The organism is Photobacterium satsumensis, assembly GCF_050336935.1.
In the GTDB taxonomy this organism is placed as follows: domain Bacteria; phylum Pseudomonadota; class Gammaproteobacteria; order Enterobacterales; family Vibrionaceae; genus Photobacterium; species Photobacterium satsumensis.
In genome coordinates this window covers 301,072-327,754 of sequence record NZ_JAKJSK010000009.1, presented here as the reverse complement: position 1 = coordinate 327,754, position 26,683 = coordinate 301,072, and the positions used below count along the sequence as shown (strand labels likewise).

The 26,683-nt window shown below is 48.5% G+C and carries 20 protein-coding genes; 16 read left to right on the top strand and 4 right to left on the bottom strand.

Translation table 11 applies throughout. From position 1 onward, the window contains the following. The 10 genes from rsxC to L4D79_RS19905 all read left to right on the top strand — a co-directional run bounded on the left by rsxC (position 1) and on the right by L4D79_RS19905 (position 11,553). Entirely contained in the window at positions 1 to 2,715 is a 2,715-nt protein-coding gene (gene rsxC / locus L4D79_RS19950; protein ID WP_428653582.1) for an electron transport complex subunit RsxC, read from the top strand. A gap of 2 nt (positions 2,716 to 2,717) precedes the next feature. Continuing rightward, entirely contained in the window at positions 2,718 to 3,764 is a 1,047-nt protein-coding gene (gene rsxD / locus L4D79_RS19945) for an electron transport complex subunit RsxD (protein WP_428653580.1), read from the top strand. A gap of 10 nt (positions 3,765 to 3,774) precedes the next feature. Then, positions 3,775 to 4,407, top strand: coding sequence for an electron transport complex subunit RsxG (rsxG, locus tag L4D79_RS19940; RefSeq protein ID WP_428653578.1), 633 nt, complete (start codon positions 3,775 to 3,777; stop codon positions 4,405 to 4,407). A 2-nt stretch (positions 4,408 to 4,409) separates the two neighbouring features. Continuing rightward, on the top strand, positions 4,410 to 5,105 hold the full coding sequence (locus tag L4D79_RS19935) for an electron transport complex subunit E (RefSeq protein WP_428653575.1): 696 nt from the start codon (positions 4,410 to 4,412) through the stop codon (positions 5,103 to 5,105). A gap of 67 nt (positions 5,106 to 5,172) precedes the next feature. Beyond that, a complete protein-coding gene (gene nth, locus L4D79_RS19930; protein WP_428653573.1) occupies positions 5,173 to 5,808 on the top strand; it encodes an endonuclease III in 636 nt (211 codons plus the stop codon). Positions 5,809 to 6,288: 480 nt separating this feature from the next. Further along, positions 6,289 to 7,131: an ABC transporter permease gene (locus L4D79_RS19925; protein ID WP_428653571.1), complete on the top strand. Its 843-nt coding sequence runs from the start codon at positions 6,289 to 6,291 to the stop codon at positions 7,129 to 7,131. Between the two features lies 1 nt (position 7,132). Continuing rightward, positions 7,133 to 8,089, top strand: coding sequence for an ABC transporter ATP-binding protein (locus L4D79_RS19920; RefSeq protein ID WP_428653569.1), 957 nt, complete (start codon positions 7,133 to 7,135; stop codon positions 8,087 to 8,089). A gap of 23 nt (positions 8,090 to 8,112) precedes the next feature. Beyond that, entirely contained in the window at positions 8,113 to 9,237 is a 1,125-nt protein-coding gene (locus L4D79_RS19915) for an extracellular solute-binding protein (RefSeq protein WP_428653567.1), read from the top strand. A gap of 21 nt (positions 9,238 to 9,258) precedes the next feature. Further along, positions 9,259 to 10,119 carry an ABC transporter permease gene (locus L4D79_RS19910; protein WP_428653565.1) on the top strand — a complete coding sequence of 287 codons (861 nt, stop codon included), beginning with the start codon at positions 9,259 to 9,261 and terminating at the stop codon, positions 10,117 to 10,119. 42 nt (positions 10,120 to 10,161) lie between these two features. Then, the gene (locus L4D79_RS19905; protein ID WP_428653563.1) at positions 10,162 to 11,553 is read left to right on the top strand and encodes a CehA/McbA family metallohydrolase; all 1,392 of its coding nucleotides are present in this window, start codon (positions 10,162 to 10,164) and stop codon (positions 11,551 to 11,553) included. Positions 11,554 to 11,608: 55 nt separating this feature from the next. Here the strand turns inward: L4D79_RS19905 and L4D79_RS19900 are convergent, their stop codons facing one another. The 3 genes from L4D79_RS19900 to motY all read right to left on the bottom strand — a co-directional run bounded on the left by L4D79_RS19900 (position 11,609) and on the right by motY (position 13,350). Continuing rightward, complete coding sequence (locus L4D79_RS19900) at positions 11,609 to 11,947, bottom strand: hypothetical protein (protein ID WP_428653560.1); 339 nt, start codon at positions 11,945 to 11,947, stop codon at positions 11,609 to 11,611. A 137-nt stretch (positions 11,948 to 12,084) separates the two neighbouring features. Continuing rightward, positions 12,085 to 12,408, bottom strand: a complete 324-nt coding sequence (locus L4D79_RS19895) for a hypothetical protein (protein ID WP_428653558.1) — start codon at positions 12,406 to 12,408, stop codon at positions 12,085 to 12,087. An 84-nt stretch (positions 12,409 to 12,492) separates the two neighbouring features. Beyond that, complete coding sequence (motY, locus tag L4D79_RS19890) at positions 12,493 to 13,350, bottom strand: flagellar protein MotY (protein WP_428653624.1); 858 nt, start codon at positions 13,348 to 13,350, stop codon at positions 12,493 to 12,495. Between the two features lie 243 nt (positions 13,351 to 13,593). Between motY and rnt the strand changes: the two genes are divergently transcribed. The 3 genes from rnt (at position 13,594) to L4D79_RS19875 (ending at position 18,352) form a co-directional block, all read left to right on the top strand. Then, positions 13,594 to 14,262 carry a ribonuclease T gene (rnt, locus tag L4D79_RS19885; RefSeq protein ID WP_428653556.1) on the top strand — a complete coding sequence of 223 codons (669 nt, stop codon included), beginning with the start codon at positions 13,594 to 13,596 and terminating at the stop codon, positions 14,260 to 14,262. A gap of 411 nt (positions 14,263 to 14,673) precedes the next feature. Beyond that, positions 14,674 to 15,897 (top strand): outer membrane protein transport protein, encoded by a 1,224-nt coding sequence (locus tag L4D79_RS19880; protein ID WP_428653553.1) that lies wholly within the window; start codon positions 14,674 to 14,676, stop codon positions 15,895 to 15,897. A 40-nt stretch (positions 15,898 to 15,937) separates the two neighbouring features. Continuing rightward, entirely contained in the window at positions 15,938 to 18,352 is a 2,415-nt protein-coding gene (locus L4D79_RS19875; protein WP_428653551.1) for a VolA/Pla-1 family phospholipase, read from the top strand. A gap of 112 nt (positions 18,353 to 18,464) precedes the next feature. Here the strand turns inward: L4D79_RS19875 and L4D79_RS19870 are convergent, their stop codons facing one another. Continuing rightward, positions 18,465 to 19,070: a peroxiredoxin C gene (locus tag L4D79_RS19870; RefSeq protein WP_428653549.1), complete on the bottom strand. Its 606-nt coding sequence runs from the start codon at positions 19,068 to 19,070 to the stop codon at positions 18,465 to 18,467. Between the two features lie 307 nt (positions 19,071 to 19,377). Here L4D79_RS19870 and L4D79_RS19865 point away from each other — a divergent pair, with 307 nt between their 5' ends. From L4D79_RS19865 to L4D79_RS19855, 3 genes are all read left to right on the top strand, one after another. After that, the gene (locus L4D79_RS19865) at positions 19,378 to 20,700 is read left to right on the top strand and encodes a Na+/H+ antiporter family protein (RefSeq protein WP_428653547.1); all 1,323 of its coding nucleotides are present in this window, start codon (positions 19,378 to 19,380) and stop codon (positions 20,698 to 20,700) included. 157 nt (positions 20,701 to 20,857) lie between these two features. After that, positions 20,858 to 22,210: a response regulator gene (locus tag L4D79_RS19860; RefSeq protein ID WP_428653545.1), complete on the top strand. Its 1,353-nt coding sequence runs from the start codon at positions 20,858 to 20,860 to the stop codon at positions 22,208 to 22,210. Between the two features lie 49 nt (positions 22,211 to 22,259). Continuing rightward, the gene (locus L4D79_RS19855; protein WP_428653542.1) at positions 22,260 to 26,579 is read left to right on the top strand and encodes an ATP-binding protein; all 4,320 of its coding nucleotides are present in this window, start codon (positions 22,260 to 22,262) and stop codon (positions 26,577 to 26,579) included. Positions 26,580 to 26,683 lie beyond the last annotated feature (104 nt).

Genomic DNA, 26,683 nt, shown 5'->3' with positions numbered 1-26,683 from the left:
ATGCTGTCTATTATTGAACAAATCAAGCAGGGTCAGCTGTGGGACTTCCCAGGCGGTATTCACCCATCCGAAAATAAAACACTGTCAAACCGCACTGCAATTACACCTGCCGGCATCCCAGACGAACTGGTGCTGCCGCTCAAGCAGCACATCGGGACCAAGGGCGAGATCCTCGTCAGTGTCGGCGACAAAGTACTAAAGGGCCAGCCACTAACCAAAAGTGACATGAGTATGTGTGTACCTATTCATGCCCCGACATCTGGTACCGTGACGGCGATAGAACAGAGAACCACTGCTCACCCTTCTGGCCTGAGCGATTTAAGTATTGTTATCAAGAGCGATGGCGAAGATCTATGGGGATCACAGCACAAGATTGCCGACTACGAATCACTTGAACCTGCAGAGCTGATCGATGCGATCCGCCTGAGCGGGATTGCCGGCCTTGGCGGCGCAGGTTTCCCAACCGGTCGTAAGCTGCAAGGTAGCTTAGGTCTGGCCGATATTCTGATCATTAATGCAGCCGAGTGTGAACCGTACATTACTGCCGATGACCGCTTGATGCAGGACTATGCAGCAGAAGTGATCGAAGGTGTGCGGATCCTCCGTCATATCGTCAAGCCAAAACTCACCTTGATCGGTATTGAAGATAACAAACCGGATGCGATCAAAGCGCTTGAACAATGCGTCTCGCCAGAAGACAACATTATTATCCGAGTGATACCGACCAAATACCCTTCCGGTAGCTCCAAGCAGCTGGTTAAAGTGCTTACCGGCCGTGAAGTACCGAGTCAATCACGCTCATCCGCTGTCGGTGTCGTGGTACAAAACGTCGGGACGGCCTTTGCTGTCAAGCGAGCCATTATAGACGGCGAGCCATTGATCGAGCGTGTCGTTACCCTAACCGGTGAAGCATTCAAACAGCGCGGCAATGTGTTTGCACGCCTAGGTACACCGATTTCCTTCCTGCTCGATAACTTTGGTTATAAGCCAGATAGGAAATACCCTCGGGTCATTATCGGTGGCTCTTTGATGGGCTTCACCCTACCGCATGCCCATGTCCCGATCACCAAGATCACCAACTGTATTCTGACGCCAAAACGTCGCGAGCTGCCACTTCATACCCATGAAATGGCATGTATCCGCTGTAGTGCCTGTGCCGATGCTTGCCCGACATCACTGCTGCCACAACAGTTGCAATGGTATGCCAAGGATAAAGACTACGATAAATGTGAAGAGTACAACCTGTTCGATTGTATCGAATGCGGTGCCTGTGCCTACGTTTGTCCTAGTGAAATTCCACTGGTTAACTATTATCGCAAGGCCAAAGCCGAAATTTGGGCTAACCAGCAAGAAGCCGCAAATGCTGAACGCGCGAAGCAGCGCTTTGAAGCCAAGCAAGCGCGATTCGAACGTGATAAAGCGGCCCGTGAAAACCGCTTCAAGAAAGCTGCCGAAGACCGCCGCAAAGATATGGCCGCGAAAGGCGGTGATGACGCCGTTGCTGCTGCCATTGCCCGCGTCAAAGCGAAACAAGCTGCGGCAACCACAGAAACCGCTGATAAAAAACCCGCTGTTGCTGCAGCTATTGCCCGTGCTAAGGCCAAGCAAGCAGAAGCCGCGAATGCTGGTAACGCAGCACCTAAGATCACCAGCGCTGTGCCTGACAGCAGTGAGATGGCAAAACTGCGTGAAGAGCGTAAGCGTCAGGCCCGAGAACGCAAGTCAGCCAAGCTAGCCTCACAAGCAGATGCGACTGAAAGTACTTCTGAGACAGCTTCCAGCCAGCCGGCTGACAGTAAAAAAGATGCCGTTGCAGCAGCAATTGCCCGTGCTAAAGCCCGTAAAGCAGCCCAAGCACCGGCAGCGACTGATGCGGATCCGAAGAAAGCCGCTGTTGCTGCCGCTATAGCTCGTGCTAAAGCGCGTAAAGCCGCACAGCAATCAGGCGGTGAACCTGAGCAACCAGCTGAAACCACAACACAAACTGACGCAAATCCGAAGAAAGCCGCTGTTGCTGCTGCCGTCGCCCGGGCCAAAGCCCGCAAGGCTGCCCAGCAAACACAAGCTGAAGCACCTGCTGAAGAAGCTAAGCCAGTGCAAACTGACGACGCTGACGTTGATCCGAAGAAAGCCGCGGTTGCTGCTGCCGTTGCTCGCGCCAAAGCCCGCAAGGCTGCCCAACAGGCACAAGCTGAAGCACCTGCTGAAGAAGCTAGGCCAGAGCAAACTGACGACGCTGACGTTGATCCGAAGAAAGCTGCTGTCGCAGCAGCTGTTGCCCGCGCCAAAGCCCGCAAGGCTGCCCAGCAAGCACAAGCTGAAGCACCTGCTGAAGAAGCTAGGCCAGAGCAAACTGACGACGCTGACGTTGATCCGAAGAAAGCCGCTGTCGCTGCTGCCGTTGCTCGCGCCAAAGCCCGCAAGGCTGCCCAACAGGCACAAGCTGAAGCACCTACTGAAGAAGCTAAGCCTGAGCAAACTGACGACGCTGACGTTGATCCGAAGAAAGCCGCTGTCGCTGCTGCCGTTGCTCGCGCCAAAGCCCGCAAGGCTGCCCAACAGGCACAAGCTGAAGCACCTGCTGAAGAAGCTAAGCCTGAGCAAACTGACGACGCTGACGTTGATCCGAAAAAAGCCGCTGTCGCTGCTGCCGTTGCCCGTGCAAAAGCGCGCAAAGCCGCTAAAGAAGCACAAGAAAAAAATGAGGAAAACTAACTGTGGCTTTTAATATTGCAAGCTCTCCCCATGCCCACAGTCGCCGAAGCACCCGTAGCTTAATGCGCACTGTTATCCTTTGTACAACATTGGGCGTTGCCGCCCAGTGGTACTTCTTTGGCTGGGGCGTACTGCTCCAGATCGCATTGGCTGCGACACTGTGTGTCACAACCGAAGCGGTCATTTTGAAATTACGCCAGCGCCCTTTAATGCCTTATCTGCGCGATAATAGCGCACTGTTGACTGGCGTCTTAATTGGCCTTTCCATCCCGCCTTTGGCCCCTTGGTGGATCAGCGTGATCGGCTGCTTGTTTGCGATTGTTATCGCCAAGCATCTTTATGGCGGATTGGGACAGAACCTGTTCAACCCGGCGATGGTCGCCTATGTTGTTCTGCTTATTTCGTTCCCATTGCAAATGACCACTTGGCTGCCGCCACAGTCATTGGCTGCCGAGCCGGTCACTTTAGTTGATAGTATGAATGCTATCCTAACGGGCTTCACCCAAGATGGATTCAGTGTTCACCAGCTTCGCATGTCTGTAGACGGTGTGACGATGGCCACACCACTCGATACCCTGAAAACGTCACTGACTACGGGTCATACTGCAACAGAAATCCTATCCGGTCCGGTCTTTGGCCTGATTGGTGGTATCGGTTGGGAGTGGGTAAACCTTGGCTTCTTGCTCGGTGGCCTGATCATGCTGAAAATGCGCGTGATCCAATGGCATATCCCCGTTGGTATGCTGGGTGCCTTGTTTGTTATCAGCACCTTGGCATTTATGATCAGCCCGGATAATACGGCCTCGCCGCTATTCCACCTATTCTCTGGGGCAACTATGCTCGGTGCCTTCTTCATCGCAACCGATCCGGTTTCTGCTGCGACCACAGTCAAAGGCCGATTGATTTTCGGTGCCTTGATTGGTGTATTAGTGTTTTTGATCCGCACCTTTGGTGGCTTCCCTGATGGGGTGGCTTTCAGTGTGCTGCTTGCCAACATGTGCGTACCACTGATTGACTACTACACCCGCCCACGTACGTTTGGCCACTAAGGAAGCGACCATGATCAATGCAATGAAGAAAAATGGTGGCACCCTGGCTATTTTTGCCATTTTGGCCACCAGCTTAGTCTCGGTAACCAATATGCTCACCGCTGGGAAAATCGAGCAACAGCAGCAACAAGAGCTACTCAAAGTACTCAACCAGGTTATCCCGGCAGAAAGCCATGATAATGAGTTATACAAAAGCTGTACCCTGATCACCAGCGAACAGTATTTAGGTACCGACAGCCCAATGCCTGCTTATATTGCAGAGAAAGACGGTAAGAAAGTCGGTATGGCTATCGAGGCGATTGCCCCCGATGGCTACAGTGGTGCCATTAAGCTTATCGTCGGGCTCAACCTTGAGGGTACTGTGACCGGCGTTCGGATCCTGAGCCATAATGAAACCCCGGGGCTTGGTGATAAAATCGAAACCCGAATCAGCGACTGGATTTACAGCTTTACTGGTAAGCGTCTAGACGGTGAGAAAGATCCCCGCTGGGCCGTACGTAAAGATGGGGGCGAATTTGATCAGTTTACCGGTGCGACCATTACCCCGCGTGCGGTCGTAGGTGCCGTGAAAAACGTATCGCTCTATTACCAAGCAAACCAGCAGCGCCTTTTCGAACAGCCACTGAACTGTCAGGGTGAATGAAGATGATGAATAAAGAACTGATGAAAAATGGCTTGTGGAACAATAACCCGGCAATTGTCCAGTTATTGGGTCTTTGCCCGCTTCTTGCCGTTTCAGCCACTGTGACCAATGCCCTCGGCCTTGGGTTGGCAACCACAGCCGTTCTGGTTGGCTCAAACCTGATAGTTTCTTTGGTTAGGCAATGGGTACCGTCGGAAATCCGTATTCCGGTGTTTGTGATGATCATTGCCTCACTGGTAACTTGCGTACAGTTGCTAATGAACGCCTTTACCTATGGCTTGTATCAATCTCTGGGGATTTTCATCCCACTGATTGTGACCAACTGTATTATTATCGGCCGCGCAGAAGCCTTTGCATCAAAGAATGATCCTATTCCAGCCCTACTGGACGGATTATGGATGGGCTTAGGTATGACCGCGGCCTTGGTCGTCTTGGGCGCGATGCGAGAAATTCTGGGTAACGGTACCCTGTTTGACGGAGCTGACCGCCTACTCGGTGATTGGGCTGCCTCACTACGTATCGAAGTATTTAGCTTTGACAGTAGCTTCTTGCTTGCCATCCTACCGCCAGGTGCTTTCATTGGTGTAGGCTTTATGATTGCTCTGAAAAATGTTATTGATAACAAGCGTGAACAGAAAGCCGCCAAGACGCAGGATAAGCCTGTTATTGAGCGTGCCCGCGTCACGACAACGAATTAAAATAATCTTAAACTGCTGGTGATGGATCACCAGCAGAACAATGTTGGCTATATCGCTGGAAGTAAGTATGAACAATCAAAAGCGCGTCGAAATTCTGGAACGATTACGTGCGGAGAATCCCCACCCAGAAACCGAACTAAACTGGAGCACCCCTTTCGAATTGCTGATCGCAGTATTGCTCTCTGCCCAAGCAACCGATGTCAGTGTCAACAAAGCCACTGACAAGCTCTACCCTGTCGCCAATACCCCGCAATCCATGTTTAATTTAGGGGTAGATGGCGTCAAGGAATACATCAAAACCATCGGTTTATTTAACTCTAAGGCTGAGAATGTCATCAAGACCTGTAAGATCTTGCTTGATAAACACGGTGGCGAAGTACCTGAAAGCCGTGAGGCGCTTGAAGCTCTTCCAGGGGTTGGACGCAAAACGGCGAATGTGGTGCTCAATACCGCCTTTGGCTGGCCGACGATTGCTGTCGACACCCATATATTCCGTGTGTCGAACCGTACTAAATTCGCTATGGGGAAAAACGTCGATCAGGTAGAAGAAAAACTGCTGAAAGTCGTTCCGAAAGAGTTCAAGGTGGACGTCCACCACTGGCTGATCCTACATGGTCGTTACACCTGTGTGGCACGAAAGCCGCGTTGTGGCAGCTGCATCATTGAAGATTTGTGTGAGTACAAAGAAAAAACAGAGATTTAAAGCCTCTCATGCTACTCACTATAAATATTGCCAGTTATCCAAACTGGCAATATTTTCAACACTATAATTCCCCTTGACCCTATTTTTATTTATCTTTTCCTATTTTACTGGGGTATTTCAATATTGCAGAATAATTGCAAAAACAACGTAAAAAGAAAAAGCAAGACTCTTAGTATTAACTATAGATTAATAAAATAAGAATGCTCACCCGTAAAATACAGGTCATCATAAAAAACAGAAAATGATAAAAATATTTTTATCATAACTAAACGCACATTAAAGCTAGCAAAAACCAGAAGCAACAACCATCCAAACCCTTCATACACAACAACTTAAATTCATCACGAATTAAATATTAAATAAAACAGTAATAATAGTTAAGTCGTTTCATGGCGTGAGAATATTTTCTTAACACTGGTGTAGCAAAAATTAAATACTTCACCGTCACTATTGCCGGACATTTTTATTTGGTCTGGCACGATGAAGTTTTACAGAGCGTCACTTTACTTTGTTAGGAATACAAATTGGTTAGAGCTATTGCTGCTTATATCATTTGTTGTTTTCTTTATTAGTCCGCTGACTAATATGGTCATGGAAGCATTTCGATACAATGCATTCGAGAGAAACTATATCCCAGAGCAAATGTCTCTACGCTGGTTTCAATTTATTATGGAACGAGATGGTGTCACGAGTGCCTTTTACAACTCGTACATGATTGCCATTGTCTCTACCGCTTTATCCTTGCTGGTATGTATTCCAGCCGCCTACGCACTGGCTCGCTTGTCGTTCCCCTTCAAGCACTTTTTCCTGTTCTCATTCCTGCTGTCGAATGCATTTCCGAAAATGGGCCTATACATCAGCATCGGTGTCGTTTTCTATAAGTTCGACCTTATCGGTACCCTAACCGGTGTGATGATTATCCATATCATCAACTCGCTAACCATCATGACCTGGATCACCAGTGCCGCATTCAAGAACATTCAGCGGGCTCAAGAAGAAGCGGCCCGTGATGTTGGCGCAAGCCGTTTGCAAACCTTCTGGTGGGTCACACTGCCACTGGCATCTCCGGGGATTGCTGTTGCCACGATTTTTACCTTTCTAGAGTCCTTAGAAGAATCTACCGGGACACTATTGGTCGGCATGCCAAATTACAAAACACTACCAACAGCGATGTATGGCGTTATCTTCGATACCCCAATGCCAGCCGCAGCGGCATTCGCCATGGTGTATATCGTACCTATCATTCTCCTGCTAACCGCCGTGTATTTCATCGCAAAACGCAGCGTACTGTTTAAATCAATGTTCGAAAGTAAAGGGATGTAAGATGCCGGCTCATAAGTTGAAAGTTCATGAATTAAAGAAAGTTTTCCCAAGTGGCGATGGCGTCAAGGGCGTCAACTTCCATGTTAGCGACGGTGAACTCGTCTCTTTACTCGGCCCATCAGGTTGCGGCAAAACCACGGTTTTACGTGCCATTGGTGGCTTCAATGATATCGATTCGGGCGAAGTATGTCTTGATGGCAATGATATCTCATCGCTAAGCCCAGACGAGCGCCCAACCTCTATGGTATTCCAAGGCTATAACCTGTGGCCACACATGACGGTGTTTGAGAACCTCGCACTGGGCCTCAAGCTCCGTAAAGTCGATAAACAGGCGATAAAAGCCCAAGTTCGCGAGATGCTTGAGATCCTCAAAATGGACGATCACATAGACAAATATCCCGATCAGCTTTCAGGTGGCCAGCAACAACGTGTCGCGATTGCCCGTTCGCTTCTGCTAAAGCCAAAAGTCTTGTTGATGGATGAACCCTTCTCGGCACTTGATGCCAAGATCCGCCGCTATATGCGTGAAGAGCTACGTAAGATCCAGCATCAATTGGGGATCACGATTCTATTTGTTACCCACGATCAAGAAGAAGCCCTCAGCCTGTCTGATCGCATTATCGTCATGAACAAGGGCCGCATCGAACAGATTGGTACACCTGATGAAATCTACCACCAGCCACAAACGCGCTTTGTTGCTGAATTCATCGGTGAAATGAACTTCATTGAAAAGGGAGCTGAAACCATTGCATTCAGACCCGAGCACATTTCAGTCGCACAGGACAATTATGACTTCACCGGTACAGTGCAGTCGAAAATGTCATTCGGCTTGTACTCCAAGCTAATTCTCGACACCCAATATGGCGAAATTCGTGTAGCAATGACCTCCAACGAATACCCACATATCCAAGCCAATGAAACCGTTGGTTTGAAAATCAATAACTCAATGTCTATTTAATCGATATCTAAAGGAATACTGCGATGAAATCTACCGTTTCTCGTCTGGCTGTCGCTATCAGCCTGTTAGCTTCTGGTGCCTCGTTTGCAAGTACGGTTGAAACCATCAACCTTTATTCAGGTGGTTCTGACAACGTTAAATCGACTTGGGACAAAGTGATCCAAGATTTCGAAAAAAGCCACCCAACGATCAAGGTCAACCTTGAGTTCTTGCCTTCAGGTACCGGTGGCATGGTTGGGGCTGACCGCCTGATTGCTTCTCATAAAGCCGGTCGCAACTCTGGTATCGACCTGCTGGAAGTCTCTCAATCTGAGCTCACCAATATCATTTCACAAGCTGGCGTTGAAGCGCTTGAGAAATTGGATGAAGCGTCTATTCCAAACCTGAAAAACGTCATTGCGGATAACGCAGACTCACAAGGCTATTCTATCCCTTACCGCGGAACCACCGTAGTGTTGGCCTACAATCAGGATGATGTGAAAAACGTCCCAACAACATCTGCCGAGTTGGTAGAGTGGATCAAAAACAACCCACAACGCTTTGCCTACTGTGAGCCAGGTACCGGTGGAGCATGTGACTCATTCCTTGTGAGCTCGGTGTACAACACCCTGCCACAAGAAGCGATGACGTCAAGTGACGATAAATGGTCACAACAATGGTCTGATGGCTTTGAGCTACTGGAAGAGCTTCACCCTTTCATGTACCAAACGGCCAACCGTGTTCATTACCCGTTCAAGAACCAAGGTGCGCTTGATCTTCTCGCAATTGGCGAAATAGACATGACCCCGATGTGGGCTGACATGGTACTGGATCAGAAGTCTCGTGGCTTGATCCCTGACTCTATCGCGATCACCCAGCTTGAACCCGCATTCACCGGGAGCTTGATATCCCTAGCTATCCCTGAGAGTTCAAACAACAAAGATGCGGCGAAGAAATTTGTTGATTACGTGGTTTCATCTAAAGCACAGAACCTGTTCGTAAAAGAGCAGAAAGCTATCCCTGTTATTGCCAATGCAGAGCTAGATGATGACGTGGTTAATTCACTTAGTGGCCTAGAAGTCAGTGAATACCGCACTTACACACTGGGTAACCTAGAAAACCAACTGAAACGCCAGTGGGCAAATAAAGTTGCCGCGCTAAGCAAGTAATTGAAAATGGGGTAAGTGGCAATGAATAAACTCGTGAGTAAATTTGACAAACAAGCAGTACTGGGAATAAGTCTAATGATGCCAGCGATGGCAATTTTATTGTGCTTTGTTGCCTACCCCGTATTTTCTTCTTTTGTTACCAGCCTCTCTGATGGGGCTGGCGGTTATAACTTTAATGTCTATATCAGCCTGCTGACAGACACTAACGTTCAAACCAATATCAAGTACACCATTTCTATTGTGCTATGGACTGTGGCACTGACCGTGCTGTTCTCACTGATACTATCGGTTTACTTGAGGTTTACCTCATCTAAAAATGCTTTTTGGATCGGAAAAATTATTCTGTTGCCAAAATTTGTTCCGGGAGTGATCGCAGTATTTGCCTTTATGTCGGTGATCCGCAACGGTGGAGGCCTGACCCGTATCAGTTATCAGCTGACCGGCGAACGTTTTCTGCCGCAACTACTACACACCGATACAGGGATTATTATCATGAACCTGTGGTTCAATATCCCCTTTGCCACCTTGCTGATCATGAGTGCACTCTACAAAATCAGCAACAACCAGATTGATTCCGGTAAGGACATCGGCCTCAGGAACCTCGATATATTACTCAAGATAGTGATCCCGCATATCAAAACCACAATTTATCTTGCAGCTACTTTCGTGTTTATCAGCACCATGGGCGCATTCACCACCCCATTCTTGATGGGTGAAAATGCCGTGAAGATGCTCGGGGTCAACTTGTTCCAAGAGTTCTCTGTCTACCAGGACTATTCAAGGGCAGCAGCACTGTCAGTCATTATTTTTGCGATATCATCGATTGTCGGTGCCTTGTATATCCGCATCATGTTCAATGACAAGAAAAGTACATTTAACTAATCGGACTTTTTAAATTAGCTTGAAATACATATGGATATCTCAGTGAATACCGTAACACCCGTTATCTTACCGCTCACAATCAATGTTCAGTTTAATGATCCAGAAACGGTCAGAAATAACCTTGATCCATACTCGCCAAAATCGATGACATATCACTTTGTCGCCAATGCTGATCATCCACTGAACATTCAGCTGGTAGACGTACCATTCGAGCACGTCCTTGTCAGCATCTACTCGCCATCAGGCCTATTTGTCAGCTCGCTAACCTTCAAGTCCAAATTGGCGTATTTCCATTTGCCTTTGCTTGAAGAGTCAGGTCTTTGGAAGCTAGTGGTCACCCATTTTCATCCTCTCAATGGGAATGGCTTGATTGCTCTTCATCAAGGTGAGATCCATGTCAACAGTACGAACATGGCATTTGATTTTACATCGACTGCAAGTGCAGCAACGAGCAGTGCGCCAAGATGGTACAAGGGTGATTTCCATCTGCACACTCATGTCTCCGATGGCAACGAGTCGTTGGAACACCTTGATGAACTGTGCAACCAAAGTGGCTTGGATTTCTATACCATCACGGATCATAACCTTGCCGTTCGTTCACTGCGTGATGACAAGCTACCGACGCACTCCATGGAACTGACCTTGGATGATAATGGCCATATTAACTTCATTGGTTTAACCCAGCCGCTGGACATTCATTCGCTCACCAAGCAGGCCAAAACAGTCCATGAAGCCGCAGAGCTGTGTATCAAGGCAGCCAAGGAGCAAGGTGCACTGGTTTCTCTCAACCACCCATTCAACCCGCACACAGGGGCAAGATATAATTTCGATATTACCCTGTTCGACACCATCGAGGTCTGCCGCCCTTATCGCGAAGGCAAACTGAGCATCGATGATGCCAAAAGCGTCAAAGCCTTTGACGAGCTGTGGAGCCGCGGTTACCGACTTTTTGCGGTCGGCGGCAGTGATTTCCACGCCAAAGTCAGATCGGAATATATCCGGCCGGGCAAACCCATTACACACTTTCAGGCTAACTCATTAAGCTCGGCCTCGGTGACAACGGCACTTAAACTAGGGCATAGTTTTATCACCAAAGACTGTGAGGTTGAGTACCAGATTTCACAACAGCAAACGGGAAAGCCTGTGCTTTGGGGTCAAGCCGTCGATGCCCACTATCCAATCCTCTTCAGCGGTGCCTGCCAAGAGAGCGTAAAATGGCAACTGATGATCAATGGCAAGATCGCCACATGTGTTGAAAACAGTGAAGCGGAATTTATCTTTGAGTTATCAGAGGGGGATTTTGCTCGCATTGAGGCACGCAATGAAGAAGGGAACCTAAAAGTCTTTTTCAACCCTATTTATTGCGGAAAACCGGCTCGGCACCCCATCGAATGGCTGCCTCTAAAGGCGCACATCGAATCCCAGCTTCACTAAAATAAAAACGCCCGCTCATGCGGGCGATTTCGATCAAATTCTGGAACGATTGCTGCTATTCAACCTTACCGAAATACTCTGTAACGACTGCCGTAAAACTTTCATCATCACTGGTCGGATCGTTATACTCGATTGAGTAATAAGGCATGATACTGTCTTTCAGTTTTTCAGAAATCTGCATTTCCAAATTATCGACACTCACCGTACTGGTCACTTCATACGTTTCAGCTCGGTTAAGATCCATCTCTTCAGCTTGATCGTGGGTAATACGCTGTGATTTCACTTCTGCGGATAATTCACTTTCTAATTTAGTGACATCACTATCTACAACCACATCATTAGCGGCAAAAACCGAGCCAGCACCAAACAGCATGATCCATAATATACTTTTCATAGCCACTACCTTGCTTAGTTATTATTCCCAATAAATTTAGTCTGTTGAAAGCAAGGCCTTCGCTTCAAAAATAAGACTGGAAGGTAGGTAAGAGACATAAAAAAAGGTGGCAGAGCCACCTTTTTCAAGAAATTCAGCTACTCAACTTTATTGTAATAGCCTGTCACTATCGCTTGGTAATTGCTGTCGTAACTACGTGGAACCACATAGGCAACAGAGTAATATTCAAGATTTTTCTCTTTGATCTTACTGTACACCAACTGATCTAACTTGGCTTTTCCCGAAACCGTGTAAACGGTAAATGATTCTGCCCGGTTTAATCCCATCGTTTGGGCTTTCTCCGCCTTCACTTCATAGGGTACACCATCAACTTTGGTGATAGGGCCACAGTCCTGAGCTACAGCATTCAGCACCATAAAAGGAGAAGTAACAAAGAGACCAATACACAGCAACGATTTCATTGTGAACGACCTATGTTCGACTACACCCTATAAAGTTAGCCAAGGAATCAATTTTCGCGAATATAGGCGCAAATTAACCGATTTCTAGATAATCGTACGCCCTAGTGATATCACAACCCGGCGGTTTTTATTGCGGCCAATTGGCGTGCTGTTGTCTGCAACAGGACGGCGCTCGCCGTAGGCTTCGACCTGAATTCTATCTTCCGGAAGGCCCATCGCCATGAAATACTCTTCAAGACGTTCAGCACGGCGCTCAGACAAGGCCTGGTTTTCCGTTTTACCACCTTGCCCATCGGTATACGCTGCAACCAAAACCAAATCGACATCATCACTGTAACGAACAAAGTCAGAAATCTGGGCCAGACGTTGCTGCGAAGCTTTATTGAGTTGATCGCTACCCTGATCATAATGCAGCACCGTAAACGCGATATCTTCAAAGCTGTAAGGTAGCAAATTATCCAGGCACTGGCTGAACTGAACATAAGCCGGACGGAAGGTAACCGCCGACAACGCTACATCAATACGCTTGTTTCGTTGCTGCCAGTCCTGATAACTAAACGTTGGGTAACGCCCTGCTTCCAGCTCAGATAATATGACCCAAGCCGTTTGCCCCCCCACATAGCCGTCAAACTGTTTGAAGAAAGTCAGGTTGGTGATCGGCTGTGCCGCATCTCCCGGCATCCATCGCGGTGGCATCGAGACAAGATTAACATTGCGAGTCTCCCCCATCGGCCGGCGCATCTTCAATTCGAAATCGAGGTTGATTTTCTTACTGGCTTTCGACGTAAATTGGGCCTCACCATAATTAGGAATCGTATGAAGCATCCGGCATTCAAGCGGAGTATCTACCGCCACTTTCCACGTCGACTGTGACGGCTGGGCGACATAAACAGGTGCAGCGCTCGCTGCACTAGCCATCACCATGCCGAGCAGTGATGCCATTGTGCAATATTGAATTTTCGAGATAGCCATTTTTCCACCCATTGCTGCTGTCCTGCCCTTCACACTGACTGTTCGTGCGAGATAAATTTTCGGCTCGTTATTGTATCGGAAAATAACGAAAAAACTTTATACCCAGTAACCCGCCTTTTCTGTTGCACGATTATGCATCAGGACAGGGAAAGGTTTAGCTCAACCATCGAATCTGACATAATGGCCGACTATTTTACATTGATTTGCCGGTTTATGAGCCAAGATAACGAACTAAATACTTTGAAAAGTCGCTTTCGCGGCTACTTCCCAGTCGTCATTGACGTAGAAACTGCAGGCTTCAGTGCCAAGACAGATGCATTGCTTGAGATCTGTGCCGTCACACTTCAGATGGATGAAGATGGTTGGCTGAAGCCGGCGACGACCCTGCACTTCCACGTCGCCCCGTTCGAAGGCGCAGTCATTCACAAAGAAGCCTTGGAGTTCAACGGTATTCGCGACCCGTTCAGCCCACTACGTGGTGCGGTATCGGAAGAAGCGGCCCTGAAGGAAATCTACAAGCAGATCCGCAAAGAACAAAAAGCACAAGGCTGCTCTCGTGCCATCATGGTGGCCCATAATGCTAACTTCGACCACAGCTTTGTCATGGCGGCTTCAGAGCGCGCGAAGTTAAAGCGCAACCCATTCCACCCATTTGCGACATTCGACACCGCCGCATTGAGCGGTTTGGCGTTCGGACAGACCGTATTAGCCAAAGCCTGTGCCACTGCCGGGATCGCATTTGATAACAAAGAAGCCCATTCCGCACTATACGATACCGAAAGAACGGCTGAGTTATTTTGTGAGATTGTTAACAAATGGAAAAAATTGGGCGGTTGGCCACTGCTAGAAAGTCAAACAGACGATAGCGCCGCCGCCGAATAATTCAAACAAGACAAACTCATCAGACCTCCGACCAAGCCCTTTAAATATGGGCTTGGTCACACTTCCATTCAAACAATGTCACAGTTTCAAGCGATTGTTTTAAACACAACCTAATTAAACATTGCTCAATTAGACATGTTTTTCAAAAACAATGCGTTACACTAGGTTAACAATTCTAAATTCCCGTTTTATACTGCCCCAACTGTTTCATATTGTTTCAAGTGGTATCACCACATGAACGATAACCCCTGGCTATTTATCGTTTATGTGTCCCTTCGTGTGAACAATTATGCTGTTCCCCTGTCGTCAAGGGCCCCTTCCGAAACCCCGTGGTTCAGTAACACCTTTTTGCGTTTTTCATTCATGGATCGAAGAACAAGAAGTAACCATTCATAAAAGGCACGTATAATAATGACTAAGAAAATTACTCTAACGGCTCTCGCCGTATCCGCAGCGCTACTCAGTATCAATGCTCATTCCGCCGGCTTCCAAGTTAACGAACATTCTGCCTCCGGCCTTGGGCGCGCTTTCTCTGGGGAAGTAGCAGTCGCAGACAATGCATCGGTACTTGCTCGTAACCCAGCAGCGATGACGATGTTCGACCGGATGCAGTTTTCCGGTGCAATCTCTTATATCGACCCACAAATCGATATCGAGGCGCAAACTATCGGTGAAACAGCCAAAGATGTTGCGCCAACCGCCGTGGTACCTGCTGGCTATTTCATTCAACCCATCAACGATCAGTTTGCTTGGGGCTTGGCGATGTTTACCAACTACGGTTTTGCCACCGAATACCCTTCTGATTTCCACTATGGCACCGATGCCGGTACAACTGACCTTCTGACCCTGAACCTCAACCCGAATATTGCTTACCGTATTAACGAGAATTTCAGTATTGGTGCAGGGGTTAATCTGGTTTATGCCGATGCCGAACTACTTCGCCATTATGGTGGCCTGAACCCATCAAACCCAAGCGCAGATTTCCTAAAACTAGAAGGGGATACTTGGGAATGGGGCTGGAACATCGGTTTCCTTTATGAAGTAAACAAAGACAACCGATTCGGACTGAGCTACCGTTCGGAAGTTGAATTGAAGTTTGATGGTGACTTCACCGACTACACCGGTGCATTTCTAAAAGATGGTAATGCTGGCGATACCGTACCAGGATCACTGAACGTGATCACCCCAGCTATCGCTGAGTTTGGCGGCTTCCATCAGCTCAACAACCAATGGGCGGTGCACTACGGCGTACAGTGGGTACAGTGGAGCAAGTTCGATGAGCTCCGTGCGACCAGTGATCAATGTGTCGACAATGTGTGCCTATTGAAAGAAGAAGATTATGATGACAACTTCCGCTACTCCATTGGTGCCACTTACAACCTAAACCCTGATTGGATCCTGCGTGCCGGCTTTGCGTTCGATGAGCAAGCAGGCAAGTCAACCCTAAGTATCCCTGATACCGACCGTTACTGGTATTCAGCTGGCTTTACCTACAACTACAGCAACCAGATGACGTTCGACTTTGGCTTTACCTACCTATACGGCAAGAGCAATAGCTTCGAAGAAAGCGGCGAGACATTCCACGCCACCAATGATGCGTACCTAACCTCTGCGCAGATTAATTACATCTTCTAAACCGCTAGGTAGACATAAATTCAGTTAAGGGAACACCATAATGAAAAAAAGTATTTTAGCACTAAGCATTGCAGCCTCGTTGGCACTGGCAGGTTGCGGCAACGACGCCAAAGTCGAAAATAAAGTCAGCTACGAAGATCACATCGTAAAAAGCCTAGAAGCCGATACCAAAATCAAATTTGATGTATTGACGGCGCCTATCCTGCCAACGTTTTTGGCCATGGACAGCACTGATGGGACACTTTCCACTGAAGGGAGTGTGGGTGACGATAACTACAACACTGATCTGTCCGATCCACTAACCGCACTGGGTAAAACAGATGGATGGAGTGTGTCACAGCCTATCCTCATGCCATTTGATGGCGATTTGAATATGGTGAGTGCACAAGGTGCCTTTCACCTGATTGAGACCACCAGCCCACTGTCTGGCGACCTTTCTGTGGTCAAGGTTTTGCGAAATGGGTTTGATTACACAGTTGTGACCGTAGAGGGTAACCTAACCGTTATCCCAAAAAATCCACTGAATCCAAAATCTGAATACATGTTCGCGGTAACCGACACCTTGGTCGATGGCGAAGGCGAACCTGTAGGTATGTCTGAATCATATGCTGCATTGAAAACAACCGTTAAGCCACCAAGCAGTGACCTTATTGACGCGCAAAAAGTCACCCATGCAATAGAAGCCACTATCGCAGCAGCAAAAGGCATCGATTCAGAGTCAATCATCTACTCAAGCTGGTTCACAACCGCTTCTGTCGGTGATGTGCTTGATACCACAAAAGCCATCATTGCCCAGACAATAGGTACGGTTCAGGCTGGCGGTAAAGCTGAAGATATTCTGAAGGGTGAAGCCAATCCAAATAATGTGGATTTGACCAGCTTATACCAGATGAATATCAGTGAAGTTACTGATATTAGAGCCTTCTTTGATAGCAATACAACATTAAAGACACTTGTTGGTAATGACCAAAGTACTATTGATGCTTTAGCCGATGGCTACATTGATAATGGAATCAAAATCTACACCGGTACTGTCAGTCTGCCGAACTTCCTCAACAGCAACACCGAAGATGAAGCATGGAAAAAGACCCCTTGGCAAAGTGCAGTACCTAGCCTGGCCAAAATCAGCAATGTTATGACCAACGGCTCTGATGCTGATAAGGCTGCGGTTCAGGCTTCTTTGGACGGTATCGATATTGCCAAGCTGCTTGCCGGTGACAGTGCTGAGTTCATCAAACTAATTGGTTTGAAAGTCACCCTTGCCGATGGTTCGCAGCTAGATGAAGAGCGTTTGGTGACCCAATACAGCCCGCTACCGCAAATCCAGTCTGTCGATCAAGTACCGGTGCTGATGATCCTACCGCCTAACGCAACACCGGGTGCTATCGTTTACCAGCACGGTATCACGTCGGTTAAAGAAACGGCTTACCTATTTGGTGCCCAGCATATTGGCATGGCTAATGCCGGTGCTCCTATTGGTTTACCAGCAGCACCTAAAGCTATTGTCGCGATTGACCATCCGTTGCACGGTGAGCGCGCGCTTGAAGACGGCACTGTGACGACAGGCGAAACCGCAGACGTCTACATGAACCTGGAGTACCTGAACGTTGCCCGTGACAATATCCGCCAGAGTATCATTGATGACCTAGGCCTTCGCACATCACTCACTGTAATGGCTGGCAGTGGCCTTCCTAACTTCCCAAGCTTGAACGTCATGGATGTCAGCTTCTTCGGTCATTCACTTGGTGCGATCACTGGTATTGGTACTTACCGCTTGGGTAATGACAACATGGGCATACCTGCTGCGGATGCGATGTTTAACTTCACCTCAGGGGCATTTGCCAACCCAGGTGGCGGCATCCCATCTCTATTGCTTGAGTCTGCAACCTTTGGCCCGACCATCAAGCACTCACTACTTATTGGTGCCGATGAAGCGGCATATGTTGCAGCCTGTGGCAGTGCTGAAGATGGCGGCGCATGCTTCACGACGTTCTATAACAGCCTGGACGATACTACCAAAGGCAAAATTGATAGCACGTTCACCTCGTTCGCCTATGCCGCCCAAACCGTATTGGATACCGTCGATCCCTACAACCTAGCAAGCGGTGTAAACGGTCCGGTTTATGTGATGCAGGCAGAAGGAGACAGTGTCGTACCGAATGATACCGGCCTATTCGGTATCGGCGGGACTGAGCCACTGGTTAAACAACTCGGCCTATCAGAACTGACCGATAGTGTTAACGGAGAGGTTAAACACATTGCCCGCTTCAATGCTGATGTTTCAAAAGCCCAGCACAGTACAGTAATTGGTCCACAGCTTGTTGACGGTGAAGGCAACCCTATTTCACCTTCTGAAGCTCAAGCTGCAACCAATGAAGCTCAACTACAAGTCGCCACCTTCTCAGCAAACGCGGGACAAGGCGTGGTGGTAGGTAGTGACACGCTGATAAAATAACTCGATTGACATAAGTCTCAACCAAAAAGGCTAGCCTCTCAGCTAGCCTTTTTTATCTCTGCTCACCACCTAAATTCACTAAGTACTTGGCGGCAGACCAGCACATACAAACCTACAGGTCGTCAGTGTGCTCAGACAGGTACGCTGCAACACCCTGTGGTGACGCATCCATACCCTCTTTACCTTTTTCCCACTGGGCTGGACACACTTCGCCATGCTCTTCGTGGAACTGAAGCGCATCAACCATACGCAGCATCTCATCGATATTACGACCAAGCGGTAGGTCATTAACGACCTGATGGCGAACCACGCCTTCTTTATCGATCAGGAATGAACCACGGAACGCAACACCAGCTTCTGGGTGCTCAACATCGTAAGCCTGGCAGATTTCATGCTTAGTATCCGCAATCAGCGGGTACTGAACAGGGCCAATACCACCGTCTTCTACGGCGGTATTACGCCACGCATTGTGAGAGAACTGAGAATCGATAGAAACCCCAATCACTTCCACGCCTTTGGCCTGGAAGTCAGCAAGACGCTTATCAAAGGCGATCAGTTCCGATGGGCAAACAAACGTGAAATCAAGTGGGTAGAAGAACAGCACCGCAGGCTTGCCTGCAATATGGCTGTGTAGGTTGAAGGCATCAACAATTTCACCGTTGCCAAGCACTGCTGCTGCAGTAAAGTCCGGAGCCGGACGGCCAACTAGAACACTCATAACAAACTCCATGTTGTTGACTTCGGCTACCTTCTCTATTGATAGCCGGGGTCAAAGTAAGGTCAAACAGTAATATCTATGTACTACTGCCGAATATTCATACCAAAATGGCGAAACCAGTATAGACAGGGTAATGTGACAAGGCTTAGACATGCAGCACAATAAAAGAAAATTCCCTCACAACATGAATTTTTATTCTACATGTTGTAAATTGATTTCCTTTGAGCAAAACAAATAAGAAACATTGCACATAACGTGCAAGCTTCAAGCAATTCACGACATAACACAATGGACGGATCTTAAGTTTATGAACCCAGTAGTAATATCGGTATGCGTCATGCTTTTACTCGCATTATTGCGAGTAAACGTAGTAGTAGCGCTTACCTTCAGTGCCATTATTGGTGGCCTGATTGGCGGGATGCCTCTTTCGGAAACCATTTCTGCTTTCGAAGGCGGTTTGGGTGGCGGCGCCACCACGGCATTGAGCTATGCCATGCTAGGAACATTTGCTGTTGCGATTTCTCGCTCTGGCATTACCGATGTCCTCGCACAAAAAGTGATCAAACGTATCAGTGGCCATGACAATGCAGCCGCTGCCACGGGCGTTAAGTATTCTGTTTTAATCATTCTTGTACTTCTAGCCATTTCTTCTCAGAATGCGATCCCAGTTCACATTGCGTTTATCCCAATTGTGATCCCTCCCCTACTTCACGTTTTCGCCAAGCTAAAAATTGACCGCCGCCTGATTGCCTGTGTGCTGACATTTGGTTTGGTAACACCTTATATGGTTCTGCCTGTTGGCTTCGGGGGTATTTTCCTCAACAACATCCTGTTGAAGAACTTACACGATAATGGCCTAGACGTTACTGCTGGCCAAGTGCCGGTTGCCATGTTGCTGCCTGCATTAGGGATGGTTTTCGGCTTGCTGTTGGCGACTTTCTTCACCTACCGTAAACCACGCGAGTACTCTGAAGAGAAAATCCTAGCGTCAGAGCCTGAACACAAAACAATCAACCTGCAGCATGTTTACATTGCTGTAGGCGCAATTGTAGCGGCTCTCGGTGCCCAACTGTACAGCGGCTCGATGATCGTCGGCGGCCTGGTGGGCTTTATGGTTTTCACCTTCGGTGGTGTGATCAAGTGGAAGGAAACCCACGATGTATTCACCAAGGGTGTGCACATGATGGCGATGATCGGCTTTATCATGATTGCAGCAGCCGGTTTTGCCTCTGTCATGAAAGCCACTGGCGGGGTTGAAACACTGGTTAACTCGCTGGCAGATATTATCGGTGACAACAAACCATTGGCTTCATTGCTGATGCTCGTTGTAGGCCTTCTGGTGACCATGGGTATCGGTTCTTCGTTCTCGACTATCCCAATTCTGGCAACTATCTACGTACCACTATGTTTGACCTTTGGATTCTCTCCACTGGCCACCGTTGCCTTGGTAGGTACCGCAGCGGCACTTGGCGATGCAGGTTCACCAGCCTCTGACTCAACGCTGGGTCCAACAGCGGGCCTGAACGCAGACGGACAGCACGAGCACGTATGGGACTCGGTTGTACCGACATTCCTGCACTACAACCTGCCGTTGATTGCATTCGGTTGGCTTGCATCTATGGTGCTATAACACAGCGAAACTTAGGTCCTAAACCTGACAATCACATTGGCCAGCCGTTTTTCGGCTGGCCTTTTTTTGCGCCCAATAACACTAACAAAATTAAATGGTTAATTAGACAGTATCTGTTCTATAGTATACTCAAGGAGTTTTATATCAGGGATGGTATATGGAGAATATCGCGCAGTCCTCTTTTCTAATTATTGACGATAGCAACGTCATTCAAAGTGCAACCAGAGCGTTATTGATGAAGCTTGGCGTACCGATGAACAACATCATCAGTACCGCCAATGCCAAAGGTGCCGTTGTCGCTTGCAGCAAACGCAAGTTTGATATCCTGCTTATCGACCATAACCTGGGTGCTGGCAGTACCGGGTTGCAGCTTTTGGAATACCTTCAATACAAAAACCTGATATCGCGTCGTGCCCTCGTCTTTATCGTAACCGGCAACGACAGCCAAGAGGTCTTTTTCGGTTACTCGCAGCACGAGCCCGATGGCTACCTGATCAAGCCCATCCGCTCGGAAGATATTATCAAGCGGGTTTCGGCCGGCTTGCTCAAGCGGGGGTATTGCGAAACCTTGCAGCAGGCGTACCAAACCGATGGCTTAGCCAGTGTGAAACCGCTATTTGCCAAGGCGCCGGATACCGCGGCACTAAAAAGTGGCATTTTATTTGTCGCCGACCTGCTAACCGAACAACAGCAATACGATGATGCACAAGCCATATTGGCTGGCCTACTCCAGGTTCACGACGTCCTGCAGGCCAAAATAAAACAAGCCGAAATCCTGGTCGCACAGAAAAACTATAAACAAGCATTGGAGCAGGTTAACCGGCTCATAAAATTCAATCCATTTAATGTCCGTTTGCTCAAACTCAAAACCACCATCTGCACCCTCACCGAGCAATGGGAGGATGTCGAAGAGTCTATTCTCCGCCACATCCAACTTCACAGCGGTAATATCGAACAAACATTAACCCTGATCTGGGTTCATCTTATTCATCAAGAGCAGGACAAGGCTATTCCCTTGCTAATCAAAACCGCACAACTGCTCCCCCACTCCATGTGGGATACCCCCGGCCGCCGCGGAATGATTTTGTTCGCCGATCTGATGTCACTACAGAAAAAGAAGGACAGCAACGGGCTGAAAAACTGGCGACTTGATGGGGCTTGGAACCGGCTTTGTAACGATCCCAAAAGCAGGCTCCGTGGCAAAGGTGTGCAAAAAGCGCTATTGGCTATCCAGGCACTGTTAATTGAACAAACTGAAAAAGCGCTGGGCATACTGGCGTTGATTGAAGATAAAGAAATCATCGATACCGAGACCGTCTATCTGGTTTGCTGGGCACATCGAGAACTGGATAAACAAGAGAAGGTCTCGCGCTACCAACAGCTGCCCCAAAATAGTCAGGCCCCAGTCAGTGAAGGGCTTGCTAACCTACAGCGCATCGCAGTGTCGAACATGGCCAAACCTAGAGCGACAAGTGATCAAGCCGGGATTGTATTAGACGAAACCACATAGCAGGACTAACTGGACCTCTTCAGCCAACTTCTTTACAAGGACGTAAAGTATGCCACCCTATACACTGCCAAGAATTGTTTATTATACCGTGTTAGCTTTTTGTTTAGTCTTCAGCTCGTTAAGCGTAACGGCTAGCCAAGCGACTAATGCAAGTGAAGTGACTGTGGCAAGTAAAATAACAGTGGCAAGTACAGCTGACATTGACTCCCCTCTAGTACCGCAGGAAAAAAAAACGCTGGTCCGCGTCGGGTTTCCTGGGTTCAATCTCCCCCCCTACATTTATATTGATCCGGCGATAGAGCAACATGTCACGACCGCCGGCTACCGGGCTGCGCCGGATAGCTATAGCGGATTGCTCATGGATGTGCTCAACCAGGTATCTCGTCTCGCTGAATTTGACTATCAAGTCGTGTTCTATCCGACCTTTGAGGATGTTACCAACGCGTTTAAGGCTGGCGAGCTTGAATTGCTGGCAGGTGTCACCTCAACCTCAAGCCGGCAAGAGTTTATGTCCTTCAGCGAGCCGATTTTTTCTCTGAGACGTGGTGTCGTCACACTGAACAAGCCGATTAATCACTACCAAGAGCTCGACAGCGAAGTCATTGCCATCGAGCAGGGTTTCGCCTTGCAGGAGCTCTTGCCTGCTATTTTGCCTTGGGCACAATTACGCCCAGTTCCAGATAGTGCCATCGCGATAAGCAGTATCTTGCAGAAAGAAGCCAAGGGCTATATCGGCGATGCGGTTGTCCTATCAAACCTCATCAAGCAGCTCGGGGATAGCCAACTTACCTTATCCATCTTACCCGATTTACCGACCAATCATCTCCATTTCGCCACCCAGAAAGGTAAACACCGACTATTAAACCGGATTAATTTTGCGCTGCAAGATCTCAGAGATGGCAGTATCAAGTCAATTTACAATCAGTGGTTAACACCCGATCAACGCAATATGTTTGCCCAATATGGGCATCTGAATTTAACTCAGGAAGAACGGCTCTGGCTAGACGCCAACCCGACGATTTCGATTGGTGTCCACAGTGACTGGGCACCTTATGATTTTATCAGCGAGCAGGCACACCATACTGGGCTAACCGCAGACTTGCTCAAAATCATCGCCAATGAATTAGGTGTCGCGTTTGAGGTTATATCAAAACCTTCTTACGCCGATTTGCGCCAAGCCTTTGTCGATGGTGAAATCATGATGTTATCGGCATTAGCCGAAACCCCCGAAGATGCCCTGCAGATGCACTTTTCTGCCCCTTACGTGAGCGAGCCATGGGTTATGTTCGGTAATGCCGATTCTGCGCTGGCCCAGCTGCTCAACCGTGGCTCCTCCGACATCGGCATCATCAGCGGTACGGCAGGCGAAAGCTTGCTCCCCATACTGTGCCAAAACTGCGAGATGAAACCCTTCCCGGATCAGCAATCGGCGTTCCGGGCACTGCAACAAGAAGATGTCGATCAGGTACTGACCTCGCTACACCACGCTTCACCATTGCTGCAAAGCGATTACATTGGCCAGTTTAGAATGCAGGGGCAGATACAGCAGGAAAACCTGCTTCCGTTGCGCTTTGCTGTCAACTACCGCCATCCTATTTTATTGAATATTATCAATAAGGCACTTGGCTCTATCCCTCAAGAAGAATATTCACGGCTAGAACACCAATGGCTGACCTTTGATTATCAAGAAGGGCTAGCCCCACTGGAAGTGGCTAAATGGGCCGGATTAATTTCAACCCTGGGTATTGTGGTGATCGTCAGCATCATTGGCTGGAACCGCAAGATGGCCAAAGAGATCCTGCAGAGAAAAGCCGCCGAACGGCGGGCAAAAAAAGCCGAGCAGCGCCTTCAACACCTCGCTGATAACCTGGATGGCATTGTGTTGCAGCATATCCAGCCCGACCCAGCCAAACCGCTGCAATTCCAGTTCACTTTTGTCAGTGCCAGCATCCAGGATTTGCTGCAAGTCTCGGCTAGCCAACTGTTCCAGGCTCCACAAGCGTTGTTCGACAAAATGGCAATTGAAAATATCAAAGAGCTGGAGCAAAGCATGCTCAATGCCTGCCAGCAGGGCCATTGGGATCATGAACAAGCCATCGACACACCAGCCCCCACACCGATGTGGGTACAGTTCAAAAGCCGGATCACGCCCCACGAAACAACCGGATTCTATTGGAATACGGTGATCACTGACATTTCACTGCTCAAGCAACAACAGCTCGCGCTCGACAGTGCCCGGCAAAAAGCAGAGAGTGCTACCGAGACTAAATCCCAGTTTCTGGCCACGATAAGCCATGAAGTGCGCACTCCGATCAGTGGTATTCTCGGCCTGCTCGAGCTGATGTATGATCAACCACTCAACGAGGAAACCAGAAAGTTGCACGGCGGTCTGACCCAATCAGCAAGGAATATGCTACATATCGTCAATGATGTGCTGGACTTTTCAAAAATCGAAGCGGGCAAGCTGGATCTCAACCCAGCAGAAGTCGAACTTGGCACCGTCCTGCCGCGTATCATCCAGCCTCAGTCAATCCATGCTCAGCAAAAGTCACTGGCATTCCACTACTGGCAAGACCCGAAATTGGCGCAATGCCATTTCCTTGATGATATTCGCCTGCAGCAAATCCTGAACAACTTCCTCAACAACGCGATTAAATTCACCCAGCAAGGTACGATCTCTCTTGAAGTCGATGTCATAGAAAACCATGAAAATCGCGAGCAATGCAGCCAAACAGTCCGGTTCAGCGTTAGAGATACCGGTATTGGTATTTCGAGCGAAAAGCAACAAGCACTGTTCCAGCCATTTGCCCAAGCCGACCAATCCACCAGCCGACAGTTTGGCGGTACAGGGTTGGGGCTAGCCATCGCCCGCAAGCTCGTTGAGCAGATGAATGGCAGTGTTGATTTGGACAGTGAAGAAGGCAAAGGCAGCACCTTCAGTGTCACCCTTCCCTTGCCTGTCACTCTCCATCCGCACAATGTATCAACCCAGCCCTTTGAGATGCAAACCGCCAGTGTTTTCGGCTATTTCTTACAACGGGAAGAGCTATGCCAATACCTTCAAAGCCTTGGCATTCAGCCTGAGATCGCAACCCTCGATAATCCATCGACAGTTTGTGAAAATATTCGTCAATCTCAGCCTAATTTTACCTTCCTAACCCTGTCGCTCTGGCAGCAACTGACGCGTCCAGAAATCTGGTTTGCACAGCATGCCCCTGCAACCAAAGTGGTCATCATTAACCAAAACCCGATGTTGTCACCAGAGCCATTAGATGAACACTGGTGCCTGTCGGTCAACCCACTATTTCCTGATAATTTGCGCCATGTTATGACCCAAAAGGTCGCACCACTTGTTCAGCCATCAGAAGATACATCGCATGACGATGTCATCGCTGAGACCCGAGAGCATGCCGAGCAAACTGGCCGATTAATTTTGGTCGCCGAAGACCATCCTATTAACCAGCAAGTGATCGCCAAACAGCTGGAAAAAATAGGCGTCGTGGCTGATATTGTGGACAATGGCGTTCAGGCTCTACAAGCCTTAGAACAGCACCGATATGGCTTGCTACTCTCTGATTGCCATATGCCGGAGATGGACGGCTATACGCTCGCCGCTACCATCCGCCAAAAAGAACAGCATGCTCGTGATCTGTATACCCAATTCGAACAATATGATGAAAGTGCTGAAGATTCGATGAAGCGCTTAGCGTCAACATTCGGTAAGGCAATTGCTCACTCTTGCCTTGGGCAGGGTTTACCGATCATCGCGCTGACCGCCAATGCGGTTCAGGGTGAAGATGGTCGTTGTTTTGCCGCAGGCATGAGTGATTTTGTGGTCAAGCCAGTATCAATAGAACAACTCAAAGGGCGGATTGAAAAGTGGTTGCCGCCAAGATCCGAACCCACGCCCGTCCAGGAAGCAGACTTGCTAGCCGATGACTTCGGGGCATTGTTTGGTGGCATCACGGCGGCACTAGAGATGGAAGATCAAGGCATGGAGGGTCAAGGTCAAGGAATAAATGTCGACAATGCAGATTGCACGTTAAAGGCTGAGTACGAAACCCCAAACCTACTCGATATCAATAAACTCATCGAAATGTTCGACGATAAAACACTGGCAGAACAGTTAATTGCCGAGTTCAAGGAAACGCATCAGCGCGATATGGTCTTGTTGGAGTCAGCACTGACAGCTAAAGATCAACCGCTTGCCGCTGATATTGCCCACCGAATGAAGGGGGCGTCCAAAATGCTGGCGTGTGAGGCCCTTGCCGAACCCTTGGCCGATATCGAGCGCCATGCCAATTTGGACACTATCGACCAAGCACAGACATCAATTGAAACACTGAGGGCGCTGAGCGAGCAGCTTTAATCAATAATATCGAGTTACCTTCATACAAAAACACCCCGGCGATAAACAATCCCCGGGGTGTTTTAAAAAAGCGGTCAATAGAGCAAGGCCACAGCCCTCATCTA

What these genes read in the sequence shown, in the direction of transcription:
- L4D79_RS19865 (WP_428653547.1), top strand. Translation starts at nt 19,378, where the DNA reads ATGAACCCAGTAGTAATATCGGTATGCGTCATGCTTTTACTCGCATTA.
- L4D79_RS19925 (WP_428653571.1), top strand. Translation starts at nt 6,289, where the DNA reads ATGAAGTTTTACAGAGCGTCACTTTACTTTGTTAGGAATACAAATTGG.
- L4D79_RS19920 (WP_428653569.1), top strand. Translation starts at nt 7,133, where the DNA reads ATGCCGGCTCATAAGTTGAAAGTTCATGAATTAAAGAAAGTTTTCCCA.
- L4D79_RS19910 (WP_428653565.1), top strand. Translation starts at nt 9,259, where the DNA reads ATGAATAAACTCGTGAGTAAATTTGACAAACAAGCAGTACTGGGAATA.
- rsxG (WP_428653578.1), top strand. Translation starts at nt 3,775, where the DNA reads ATGATCAATGCAATGAAGAAAAATGGTGGCACCCTGGCTATTTTTGCC.
- L4D79_RS19860 (WP_428653545.1), top strand. Translation starts at nt 20,858, where the DNA reads ATGGAGAATATCGCGCAGTCCTCTTTTCTAATTATTGACGATAGCAAC.
- L4D79_RS19915 (WP_428653567.1), top strand. Translation starts at nt 8,113, where the DNA reads ATGAAATCTACCGTTTCTCGTCTGGCTGTCGCTATCAGCCTGTTAGCT.
- rnt (WP_428653556.1), top strand. Translation starts at nt 13,594, where the DNA reads ATGAGCCAAGATAACGAACTAAATACTTTGAAAAGTCGCTTTCGCGGC.
- L4D79_RS19875 (WP_428653551.1), top strand. Translation starts at nt 15,938, where the DNA reads ATGAAAAAAAGTATTTTAGCACTAAGCATTGCAGCCTCGTTGGCACTG.
- L4D79_RS19855 (WP_428653542.1), top strand. Translation starts at nt 22,260, where the DNA reads ATGCCACCCTATACACTGCCAAGAATTGTTTATTATACCGTGTTAGCT.
- rsxC (WP_428653582.1), top strand. Translation starts at nt 1, where the DNA reads ATGCTGTCTATTATTGAACAAATCAAGCAGGGTCAGCTGTGGGACTTC.
- nth (WP_428653573.1), top strand. Translation starts at nt 5,173, where the DNA reads ATGAACAATCAAAAGCGCGTCGAAATTCTGGAACGATTACGTGCGGAG.
- L4D79_RS19895 (WP_428653558.1), bottom strand. Translation starts at nt 12,408, where the DNA reads ATGAAATCGTTGCTGTGTATTGGTCTCTTTGTTACTTCTCCTTTTATG.
- L4D79_RS19900 (WP_428653560.1), bottom strand. Translation starts at nt 11,947, where the DNA reads ATGAAAAGTATATTATGGATCATGCTGTTTGGTGCTGGCTCGGTTTTT.
- L4D79_RS19870 (WP_428653549.1), bottom strand. Translation starts at nt 19,070, where the DNA reads ATGAGTGTTCTAGTTGGCCGTCCGGCTCCGGACTTTACTGCAGCAGCA.
- motY (WP_428653624.1), bottom strand. Translation starts at nt 13,350, where the DNA reads ATGGCATCACTGCTCGGCATGGTGATGGCTAGTGCAGCGAGCGCTGCA.
- L4D79_RS19935 (WP_428653575.1), top strand. Translation starts at nt 4,410, where the DNA reads ATGATGAATAAAGAACTGATGAAAAATGGCTTGTGGAACAATAACCCG.
- L4D79_RS19880 (WP_428653553.1), top strand. Translation starts at nt 14,674, where the DNA reads ATGACTAAGAAAATTACTCTAACGGCTCTCGCCGTATCCGCAGCGCTA.